Annotated in this window: 9 protein-coding genes; 3 read left to right on the forward strand and 6 right to left on the reverse strand. The window is 65.9% G+C overall.

Translation table 11 applies throughout. The features are described 5' to 3' along the window. Nucleotides 1-16 precede the first annotated feature (16 nt). Complete coding sequence (locus VGE27_RS00165; RefSeq protein WP_331047604.1) at nucleotides 17-1,561, forward strand: alkaline phosphatase D family protein; 1,545 nt, start codon at nucleotides 17-19, stop codon at nucleotides 1,559-1,561. A gap of 145 nt (nucleotides 1,562-1,706) precedes the next feature. Here the strand turns inward: VGE27_RS00165 and VGE27_RS00170 are convergent, their stop codons facing one another. The 5 genes from VGE27_RS00170 to VGE27_RS00190 are packed head-to-tail and all read right to left on the reverse strand — an operon-like array spanning nucleotide 1,707 to nucleotide 7,167. After that, nucleotides 1,707-3,536 (reverse strand): cation:proton antiporter, encoded by a 1,830-nt coding sequence (locus tag VGE27_RS00170; protein ID WP_331047605.1) that lies wholly within the window; start codon nucleotides 3,534-3,536, stop codon nucleotides 1,707-1,709. A 44-nt stretch (nucleotides 3,537-3,580) separates the two neighbouring features. Then, a complete protein-coding gene (locus tag VGE27_RS00175; RefSeq protein WP_331047606.1) occupies nucleotides 3,581-4,624 on the reverse strand; it encodes a DUF2891 domain-containing protein in 1,044 nt (347 codons plus the stop codon). Between the two features lie 51 nt (nucleotides 4,625-4,675). Next, the gene (locus tag VGE27_RS00180) at nucleotides 4,676-5,629 is read right to left on the reverse strand and encodes a DUF979 domain-containing protein (protein ID WP_331047607.1); all 954 of its coding nucleotides are present in this window, start codon (nucleotides 5,627-5,629) and stop codon (nucleotides 4,676-4,678) included. Next, nucleotides 5,626-6,354 carry a DUF969 domain-containing protein gene (locus tag VGE27_RS00185; RefSeq protein ID WP_331047608.1) on the reverse strand — a complete coding sequence of 243 codons (729 nt, stop codon included), beginning with the start codon at nucleotides 6,352-6,354 and terminating at the stop codon, nucleotides 5,626-5,628. Before VGE27_RS00185 ends, VGE27_RS00180 begins: the two co-directional genes overlap by 4 nt. Nucleotides 6,355-6,408: 54 nt before the next feature. Then, on the reverse strand, nucleotides 6,409-7,167 hold the full coding sequence (locus VGE27_RS00190; protein ID WP_331047609.1) for a MerR family transcriptional regulator: 759 nt from the start codon (nucleotides 7,165-7,167) through the stop codon (nucleotides 6,409-6,411). A 233-nt stretch (nucleotides 7,168-7,400) separates the two neighbouring features. Here VGE27_RS00190 and VGE27_RS00195 point away from each other — a divergent pair, with 233 nt between their 5' ends. Both VGE27_RS00195 and VGE27_RS00200 read left to right on the forward strand, forming a co-directional pair. Then, nucleotides 7,401-8,693, forward strand: coding sequence for an amidohydrolase (locus VGE27_RS00195; RefSeq protein ID WP_414653528.1), 1,293 nt, complete (start codon nucleotides 7,401-7,403; stop codon nucleotides 8,691-8,693). After that, nucleotides 8,690-9,667 carry a ChaN family lipoprotein gene (locus tag VGE27_RS00200; protein WP_331047611.1) on the forward strand — a complete coding sequence of 326 codons (978 nt, stop codon included), beginning with the start codon at nucleotides 8,690-8,692 and terminating at the stop codon, nucleotides 9,665-9,667. The genes VGE27_RS00195 and VGE27_RS00200 overlap by 4 nt, the downstream gene beginning before the upstream one ends. 129 nt (nucleotides 9,668-9,796) lie before the next feature. Here VGE27_RS00200 and VGE27_RS00205 read toward each other — a convergent pair. Next, nucleotides 9,797-10,310, reverse strand: a 514-nt coding sequence (locus VGE27_RS00205) for a hypothetical protein (protein WP_331047612.1), incomplete at its 5' end; no start/stop codon positions are given.

Raw genomic sequence — 10,310 nt, forward strand, 5'->3', positions numbered from 1 at the left:
GCGTAGCATAGGAGGCATGGAACGCCGACTTTTCCTCGCCGATCTGACGCGCTACGCCGCCCTGTGCGCCGTCGTCCCCAACATCTGGCGCGTCACCTCGCGCCCCCGCTTCGCCGACGACCCCTTTGCACTCGGCGTCTCCTCCGGTGATCCCACGTCCACCGGTGGCGTGCTGTGGACGCGCCTCGCGCCGCGCCCCAACGAACCCGACGGCGGCATGGAGGGCACACGCGCTACCGTCGACTGGGAAGTCGCACACGATGATCAGTTCAAGAACATCGTGACCAAGGGACGCGCGACGGCAGGACCGGAACTGGCGTACAGCATTCACATCGACGTGGATGGCCTCGAAGCCGATCGCTGGTACTTCTACCGCTTCATGAGCGGCCAGGCCGTGAGCCCCGTTGGCCGCTTTCGCACCACGCCCGCTGACGGCGCACACACGCCGCTGAACATGGCGTTCATGTCGTGCCAGCGCTGGGACCAGGGTTTGTTCACCGCACTTGGTCACGTCGCGCGCGAGGAGCAGCTCGATCTCGCCATTCATCTCGGCGACTACATCTACGAAGGCGCGAGCCCGTCCACCGCACTGCGCAAGCATCAAGGCCTCGAGATCCGCACGGTCGATGACTATCGGCGACGCTACGCGCAGTACAAGAGCGACCCCAACCTGCAGGCCGCACACGCACGCTGCCCCTGGCTGGTGACATGGGACGACCATGAAGTCGACAACAACTACGCCGGTCTCGTCGGCGAGAACGTCATGGAGTCGACCGAGCAGATGCAGCAGCGCCGCGCTGCCGCATACCAGGGATGGTGGGAACATCAGGCCGTGCGCGTCCCCCGTGTAAAGTCGTGGGCGGACCTCAACATCACGCGCACGATCAGCTGGGGCTCGCTCTCACGCTTCTACATGCTGGACACGCGACAGTATCGCGATGATCAGGCATGTGGCGACACCATCAAGCCCGTCTGCGCGGAAACGCTCGACCCCAAGCGCACCATGCTGGGCGACGCGCAGGAGCAGTGGCTGTACAACGGACTCGGCTCATCGAAGGCACACTGGCAGGTCATCGCGAATCAGGTGATGATGGCGCAATATGACGCCGCGCCCGGCCCCGACTTCCGCGTGTCCATGGACCAGTGGGGCGGCTATCCGGTGGCGCGCGATCGCCTGCTTGGCGAAATCGGCAAGCGTGCACCGAATCGCACGGTGGTCATCACCGGCGACATCCACACCAATTGGGTGCACGACCTGCACAACGGCTTCTCGCGTCCCGATCGTCCCGTCGTGGCCACCGAGTTCGTGGGCACGAGCATTTCCTCGGACGGCGACGGTCGTGATATCGACGCCGCGCGTCTGTCAGCCATGCAGGCCGAGAACCCGCATCTCAAGTGGTACTCGGCGCGCCGCGGGTACGTGCGCTGCCGCATCGACGAGCAGGCGTGGAACGTGGACTATCGCACGGTGCCCTATGTGACGCGCCCCGATGCGCCGATCAGCACGGCGACGTCGTGGCGGCTGCAACACGGACGGCCGGGCGCGGAACGGACAGCCTGAACAAGCAGTTGCGGGTCGCGGGGGAGCGGGTTTCGGGGTGAACCACCGAGTCGTGGGTAGCGGGACACGGGACTCGCAGCTCGGTGCCCGAAACCCGGCAGTTCACCCCGAAACCCGCGCCCTCGCGCCCCATCACCGCCGTCCGCTACATCCGTGATTGCGCTGGGAAGATCGTACTGAACTCGCGCGTCGGCATGCGCGCTCCGCCACGCAGGGTCTGAATCACATCGTCGGCGCGATCATCGTCGCAGCCGATGGAGCGCAGGCTGTGGTAGGCCATGCCGAACGCCAGCTCGCGTTCGCCCATGAGCGCCTTGCTCACCCCCAGGCGCTCGAAGTGCTCCTGCTCCTGGTCGTTGTGCGTGCGCACAATGATGTCGATGTCCGGATTCTTCGCGCGCACGAGTTCGATCACATGACGCGCGTGATACGGATCGGGCGTGGCCACCACCAGCAACCGCGCGAACTCCGGCTTCGCGTGCTCCAGAATGCCCGGACGCGTGGCGTCCCCATACACGGCGGTCACGCCCAGTGTGCGCATCGCGTCCACCACGCGACGATCCTGGTCGATGGCAATGAACGGCACACCCACGCGCTGCAATGCGTCGCCGATCGTGCGCCCCACACGTCCATAGCCAATGAGGATGGCGTGGTTGGCCGGCGTGGCCATCCAGAGATCGGTGCTGTACAGGCGCGGCGCCTTCTGGCGTTCGAGACGATCCAGCAATCGCGGATAGCGCGCCAGAAACTCTGCGAGCTGGTCCATCAGCAGGAACAGCAGCGGGTTGAGCACGATGGTCACCAGCGCCGCCGCGAGAATCAGACTGCGCGCCTCCTCGGTGAGCACGCCCAGTGACACACCGATGCCGGCCAGGATGAACGAGAACTCGCCGATCTGGCCGAAGCTCGCGCCGAGCCGCAGTGACGCGCCCAGAGGATGGCGCAGCAGCACCATCACCACCGCCGCCACGACGGTGTTGCCCACGATGATCACCGCCGACGTGAGCGCCACACGACCCGGTTCATGCAGCAGCACCGCCGGATCGATGAGCATACCAGCGGCCACGAAAAAGATCACGGCGAAGGCGTCCTGCATGGGGAGGGCGTCTGCGCCCGCGCGATAGCTCAGGTCCGACTCGCTGATCACCACACCGGCCACGAACGCACCCAACGCGAACGACACGCCAAACAGCGCCGCAGCACCAACAGCCACGCCAAGCGACACGGCCAGTACAGCCAGCGTGAACAGCTCGCGCGAACCCATGCGTGCCACATGCGTGAGCAGCCACGGCACCGCGCGGCGTCCCACCAAGGCCATCAGCCCGATGAACGCCGCCACCTTGAGCACCGTGATGACCACGACCTTCACGAGGCCAAAACCCACACCACTCGCCGCCGCGCCGCTGCCATGCGCCGCACCACTCGCCGCTTCCGCCACACCCGACGCACCGAGCGTCTCGAGCACGGCCGGCAGCAGCACCAGCGCCACCACGACGACCAGGTCTTCGGCCACCAGCCAACCCACCGCGATGCGTCCGTCGAGGGAGTCGAGCAACCCGCGATCTTCGAGCACACGCAGCACCACCACCGTGGACGCCACCGACAACGAGAGACCAAAGACGAACGCCGCCGGAGGTTCCCATCCCCAGCTGAACGCCAGCAACGCACCGAGGCCCAACGCGATGCCCAGTTGCAGCATCGCCCCAGGCAATGCGATGCGACGCACGCGCATCAGGTCACCGGGCGAGAAGTGCAACCCCACGCCGAACATCAGCAGAATCACGCCGATCTCGGCGAGTTGACTCGCAATCGAGATATCGGAGACGTAACCGGGAGAGTGTGGCCCAAGCGCGATGCCGGCGAGCAGATAGCCCACCAGCGGTGGCATCTTCAGCTTGGCCGCGATGAGCCCAAAGACAAACGCCACGCCGAACGCCGCAGCGAGGGTGACGAGGAGACCGGTCTGCACATGCATGCCGGAAACCTAGTGAGGCGAGGGAAGCCCCTCCCCTGCTACCGTCAGGCTTGCCGCATCGGAGCCAGGGCGAGCAAGGCGAAGGTGGCCAGCCAGTGCTCACCCATGTAGTCGCCAGTCACCCACGGCAGGCTCGCCGCCACATGCCGATCCGCCGCATCCACGGCCAGCGTGCGCCGCATATCGCCCACCGCCATGGTGCCGGCCAGCGCGCGCCAGCACCACGCACGACTGAGGTTGAGCCCATCAAGGTGCGCAATTTTCGCGTCCGAGCGGTCGGTCACTTCGGCCGGCGTGAACAACGTCGACGGCTCACCCTGCGAAAGACGCGGCAGGAATTCAGCAAACCAGTCGTGAAAGGCCTCCGGCGACAGCACCCACCGCATGCACTCGGCCTCGATGAGCGCGGACGACAGGAAGTCATCCCCACCCGGCTCCCATGCCTGACAGTCATGGTCACCCGCATACCAACGACGCGCCGTCTCACGGGCGAGTGCACCCAGCGCCTGCGCGTCGGGCGTGGACGCGCTGTCCGCGTACTCCAGCGCCAGCCGCAGGGCGAAAGCCGTGTTGTAGTGGGTGCCCACACGTACCGGGTACGTGGCCTTGGGCAGGAACATCAGAAATCGTTCCACCACACACGCCACCAGCGGCGCCAAGGTGGCCGCCCATCGCCTCCCTTCCGCGGTGTCGTGCCGTTCCAGTTCGGCGGCAAGCATCAGCACCCACGCCCACCCGTACGGACGCTCGAAGCTGCCGCGCGAGGCATGGCGCGCGTAGGTCGCCTCCACCGCCATGCGTTCGTCGGTGAAGTAGGTGTCGAATGCCGTTGTGATGCGCGCCGATTCGTCGAGCGCAGGGAAGAGGCGCCGCACCGTCGCCATGAGCCAGTAGCCGTGCACACACGAATGCCAATCGAAGCTGCCGAAAAGGACCGGGTGCAACGCGGACGGGGACTGCACGTCCGCTGCATTCAGCATGATATGATCGAGCTTGTGCGGGAACTCGCGCGAAACGTGCGCGAGTGCCAGCCGCGCGAAATGGGCAGCGACATGCGCTTCGAGCGGCGCGGCGGTTTCGTCAGGCACCCGCATTGGGGCAACGTGAGTCACACATGAATCCTGGTGGCGCGTGCCGGTTCATCGCGGAAATGCGAAGTACGCCAGCAGCACGATATTGGCCGCCAGCAGCATGAGCGCCGTCGGCACCTGCGCCTTGATGACGCCGTACCGATCACGTAACTCCAGCAACGCCGCCGGCACGATGTTGAAGTTCGCGGCCATAGGGGTCATCAGCGTGCCGCAGAACCCCGACAGCATGCCGATCGCCGTGACCACCACCACGTCACCGTGGTACTGCTGCACCACCAGTGGCAGGCCGATGCCGGCGGTCATGACCGGAAACGCCGCGAAGGCATTGCCCATGATGATGGTGAACAGCGCCATGCCCACCGCATACGCCGTCACCGCGGCGACCGGCGTGCCCAGCGGAAGATAGGTGGTGGCCAGTTCGGCGATGATCTTGCCCACGCCAGCCGCGGCGAAGAGTGCGCCCAGCGCCGCGAGTGCCTGCGGCAGCACCGCGGCCCAGCCCACCGAATCCATGAGACGACGCGCTTCAGTGATGGGCGCAAAGATCGGCGGGCGCAACATCACCAACGCTGTGATCAGTGCCAGCACCGTGGCCAAACCCAGCGCCACCTGCGTGACCTGCTTGGGATCCACAAGCGCCGTACCACCAATCACCACGCGCCCCAGCAACAGGCTGCCGAGGAATGTCGCAACGGGCACCACCAGCACCGGCACAAACAGGCGATTGCCCCACCGTGCCGCCGACTCGGCGCGTGCATCAGGCGTGGACGCATCGCGTGAACTGGTGGCCAATCCACGGGATGCCGTGAGTACCATGAGCAGCACCAGCATCCCGTTGGTGAAGTCGCTCAGGTGCGAACCAAACAGGAAGATCACCGCATAGAGCGCCCAGAACACCGTATTGCGCACCGGCATGTGGCTGCGCATGTCGCGGAAGTTCACGATCGCGATGCCCGCGAGCATGAGCCCCATCAACAGATAGATGGACTCGAGGCGGATCATGCGCTCGCTCCATCACGTGCGGAAGGCTGTGCCTGCTGCTCGGCCAGATCGACCGCCGCTTCGAGTGACTCACGTCGCAACCGTCGATCGAGCAGCAACAGGCGCGTGCCATGAATGACAAACGCCACGATGGCCGTGGGAATGGCCCAGCGGGCGAGATGCAGCGGTTCGACAATGATGCCGTTCTGCTCGAGAAAACCCCGGATGAGCAGAATGGAGCCAATGGCCACGAACACGTCCTCGCCAAAGAACATGCCCACATTGTCTGCCGCGGCCGACATGGCCTTGATGCGTTCGCGCGTCGACTCAGCGAGCGGTCCGTGCGCGTGTTCCGCCGCGCCCTCGGCCATGGGCGCCACCAGCGGACGCACCATCTGGGCATGGCCACCGAGAGAGACGAGGCCCAGCGCCGATGTGATCTGGCGCAGCGCGAGATACACCAGCAACACACGCCCCGCGGTCGCCGCGCGAATCTGTCCGATCACGTCACGGGCGCGCTCCTTGAGGCCAGAGCGTTCCACCACACCAATCACCGGCAGCACGAGCCAGACGATGGCCACGTAGCGGCTTTCGACAAACGCATGACCGAAAGCCGCGATCACGTCGTGCAGGGACTGTCCGCTGGCAAGGCCCGTGGCGAGGCCGGCCACCGTCACCACCAGCAGCGCATTCAGTCGGAACGCGAAGCCAAGGATGACGATGAGAATGCCGATGAGAGGAAGCATGGCGGCCAAGATGCACCCCGAAGGGGCCGGCCACCATGCTCCCAGCCGACAGCCTTACCCCGGACCGCCTCCGATCCTCTTGAAGACCTCGCCCATGTAGGCGAACATCGCCGGATCGGGTGTGTTCGGTTGTACCGCGTTGATCTGGGCGTGCTCCTGCTGGTACATCGCGCGGACATTGGCCGCGATTTCGCGATTGCCGCCCGTGAAGGCGTTGACCAGTTCGCGCCAACGCGAGGCGAGTGCCTGCAGATCCGGGTCGTCGGGCGATGTGCCCTTGGCCATGTGCGCGCGAACCGCCGGGATGATCTCGCCCCAGGCCTGCTCGACGTTGCGCACCTGCTCGGCGCCCATCGTCGCACCGCGCGCCTGGATGTCCTGCAACTGCTCGGGAGTGAAGTACTTCTCCATCATGATCGTCGCCTCGATGATGCGACACAGGTCAGTGAGTGGAACCTGCGTCGCGGTGTCCAGATGGCGCGCCAGTTGCTGCAACCGTTCGGTGAGTCGCTGCGTCTGCGCGAGTTGCGCCTGCAGGCGATCGAGGTGCAGCTGGATGACGCGCTGGGCGGAGAAGGCGCCGCCATGCAGCAAGCGCCGGATCTCGTCCAGAGGAAAGCCCGTAGCCCGCAACGACTGGATCTGCTGGAGCCGCTGAACGTCATCGTAGGTGTACAGCCGGTGGCCGGCTGGCGTACGCTGCGATGGGACCAGCAGTCCGATCTCGTCGTAGTGGTGCAACGTCCGCACCGAGAGGCCCGTCTGCGTGGCCAGGGCGCCGACCTTGAGGGGTGGTGTCTGGCTTTGCGTCATGGAGGCACCTCGGAAACGGGGAACTGGACGTGGCCACCAGCCCAGGTGGGGCAGCCACAGGCAACAGGCTAGTCCCTCACGTTACGTGAGGAGCAAGGGGTCCGCGAAAACCCGTCAACTTGAGGGCGACATGGTATTCTTGGAGCATGTGCGCTCCCCTGCCCCGCTCCCCGCGCCGCGCCTCTGTGTCGAGGCAAGCGGCCGTTTTCGCCCTGACCACGCTCACGTCCGGCCTGTTCGCGACGCCCGTCGTCGCCCAGGCCCAGCGTCAGGCCGCCAGCAAGACTTCTCCGCTCGTGCTCGACGTGGAACGCCGCGTGCCCGCGGTCATGCCCAAGGTCGTCTCCTGGCGGCGTGACCTGCATGAGCACCCCGAGCTCTCAGGCAGCGAGGTACGCACCGCCAAGCTGGTGGCCGATCACCTGCGCGCACTCGGCATCGAGGTGCAGACGGGTGTCGGCGGGCACGGCGTGGTGGGTCTGCTCAAGGGCGGCAAGCCTGGCCCGGTCGTGGCGTTGCGCGCCGACATGGACGCGCTGCCGGTGGCCGAGCAGGTGGACCTGCCGTTCAAGTCGAAGGTGACGGCCGACTATCGTGGGCAGACGGTGGGCGTGATGCACGCCTGCGGTCATGACACCCATGTGGCCATGCTGATGGGCGCGGCTGAGATTCTGGCCGGCATGAAGGCACAGCTGCCGGGCACGGTGAAGTTCATCTTCCAGCCCGCAGAAGAGGGCCTGGGTAACGGCCGCACGGGCTCCAAGCTCATGATCGCCGACGGCGTGCTGGAAAGCCCCAAGGTGGACGCGATCTTCGGCCTGCACGTGGGCAATGCACCGGTGGGGCAGATCAGCTATCGCCCCGGTCCGATGATGGCGGCGTCGAACAATGTCACCATCGTCGTGAGCGGCAAGCAGGCACATGGCGCGATGCCGTGGGCAGGCACTGATCCCATCGTGATCGGTTCGCAGATCGTGGGCGCGCTGCAGACGATTGTCTCGCGGCAGACGGATATCAGCACGGTACCGGCCATCATCACGATCGGCGCATTTCAGGGCGGTGTGCGCAGCAACATCATCCCCGACAGCGTGGTGATGCTGGGCACCATCCGCACATTCGACATGGGTATCCGCAAGGAGATCTTTGCGCGTGTGGCCCGCACGGCGGAACAGATCGCGTCGGCGTCCGGTGCGACGGCGCGCGTGGTGATCGACAGCGGCAACATCGTGACGCGCAACGACAGCACGCTCACGCTGCGCATGATCCCCACGTTGCAACGGGCGGCGACCGAAGCGGGCGCGTTCCCAGCTCCGCTGTGGACCGCGTCGGAAGATTTTTCGTGGTATCAGGAGCGCGTGCCGGGTTTCTTCTTCAACTTGGGCGTCACGCCCAAGGGCACCGACTGGCGCACGGCGCCGGCCAATCACTCGCCCCTGTTCTTTGCCGATGAAGCAGCTCTTCCCACCGGTGTGCGTGCGCTGGCCAGCCTCGCGGTGGACTACCTCATGAACCCGGTTCGCCCATGAACGCGCGCGCGTCTCGTTTGTCTGGTCGTGGTCATCGTCAGCGCCTGCATCAGCGTCTGCTGATCGGCGCCCTGCTGCTGCTCACGTCAGCCTGCGCGGGTCGTCCGTCCACGACATCGGCGAGTGGGTCGCCGGCCGCGCTGCGGGTGTACGACAGCAAGGCCGGCAAGTTCGTGGGCTTTTCGCAGCTCATCGATGCCGCGTCGCAGCGTGACTTCGTGTTCTTCGGCGAACAACACGACGACCCCGCCACGCATGCGGCAGAGCACGCGGTGCTGGCCGCACTCGGCGAGCGCCGTCCCCGTGTGATCGTGTCGCTGGAAATGTTCGAGCGCGACGTGCAACCGCTGCTCGACCAGTACCTCGCCGGCACCATCTCCGAAGCGAACTTTCTCGCCGGTTCGCGGCCGTGGGACCGCTACACCACCGACTACCGTCCCATGGTGGAACTGGCGCGGGTACACGGCTGGCCCGTCGTGGCGTCCAACATTCCGCGGCCGCTGGCGAGTGGTGTGAGCCGACGTGGGCTGGCCACATTCGACACGCTGAATGCGCGCGACAAGCGCTACGTGGCGCGTGAACACAACTGCCCACATGACCGCTACTTCGACCTGTTCTCGCAGGCGATGAACGGACACGGCGCAGGTGGCGGCCCGCCGACCGGAGCGGATGCGACCGCGATGCAGGCCATGACGGTGCGCTTCTACGAGGCGCAGTGCACGAAGGACGAGGCCATGGGCGAGGCGATCGCCGATGCATGGAAGGCGGCGCCCAAGGGCACACTCGTGTACCACGTGGATGGCGCCTTTCACAGCGACTACGGACTGGGCACCGTGGAACGGGCGAAGCGACGCGCGCCGTCGGCGTCATCGATCATCCTGACGGCTATTCCGGTGGCGGATCTCGCAAAGGCGGATCCCGCTGAGCATCGCGAGAAGGCGGACTACGTGCTCTTTACGCGGGCACCCAAGTAGGGCGGTTTGGGGTCGCGGGGGCGCGGGTTCGGGGGTGAACTGCCGGGTTTCGGGTGATGTGTCTCGTGACTCGGGTCCCTCAACCCGTGACCCGGCAGTTCACCCCCATACCCGCCACCCCGCGACCCGCTACTGCTGTTCCCCGTATCCGCGCTCGAGAAGAAAGGCCCGCACCTTTTCCGGGTTCTGCTCCACTTCGACCGACCCAGGGCGCAGTCCGACGCGAATGAGCATCCCCGTGCCATCGGGCGACGCGACGACCACACCGTCGGTGGTGATGCATACGACTTCGGCCGTCTCCGAGAGCTGCATCGGATGGCCGGAAAAGTGCATGGTGGATGCTTCGGACAGGCCCTCGCCCGTCATCGCGCCGTGGGGCTCGCTCCATGACACGCCGCTGAACAGCACGATATCATTGCCGCCGGCCGCGAATGCGTCCTGTGGCACCCCAAAGACGCCCGGGGACACTTCGATCTCTGCCCGCAGACGATAGGAATCGAATAGCGATTCCACGTCGGCCGTATCGATGCCAATGCGGACCGCTTCGCCGTCCTGCAGCACGATGGTCACTTCGTGTTCGGCGATGGCCATGCCTCGCCACGCGCCCCGCAGACGGCGCAATGCTTCGACCGTTTCGGTCGTC

This window comes from Gemmatimonas sp. (assembly GCF_036405635.1).
Classification (GTDB): Bacteria; Gemmatimonadota; Gemmatimonadetes; order Gemmatimonadales; family Gemmatimonadaceae; genus Gemmatimonas.

Excerpts from the sequence above, each read along its gene's own strand:
- VGE27_RS00165 (WP_331047604.1), top strand. The coding sequence starts at position 17 with ATGGAACGCCGACTTTTCCTCGCCGATCTGACGCGCTACGCCGCCCTG.
- VGE27_RS00170 (WP_331047605.1), bottom strand. The coding sequence starts at position 3,536 with ATGCATGTGCAGACCGGTCTCCTCGTCACCCTCGCTGCGGCGTTCGGC.
- VGE27_RS00180 (WP_331047607.1), bottom strand. The coding sequence starts at position 5,629 with ATGATCCGCCTCGAGTCCATCTATCTGTTGATGGGGCTCATGCTCGCG.
- VGE27_RS00185 (WP_331047608.1), bottom strand. The coding sequence starts at position 6,354 with ATGCTTCCTCTCATCGGCATTCTCATCGTCATCCTTGGCTTCGCGTTC.
- VGE27_RS00190 (WP_331047609.1), bottom strand. The coding sequence starts at position 7,167 with ATGACGCAAAGCCAGACACCACCCCTCAAGGTCGGCGCCCTGGCCACG.
- VGE27_RS00200 (WP_331047611.1), top strand. The coding sequence starts at position 8,690 with ATGAACGCGCGCGCGTCTCGTTTGTCTGGTCGTGGTCATCGTCAGCGC.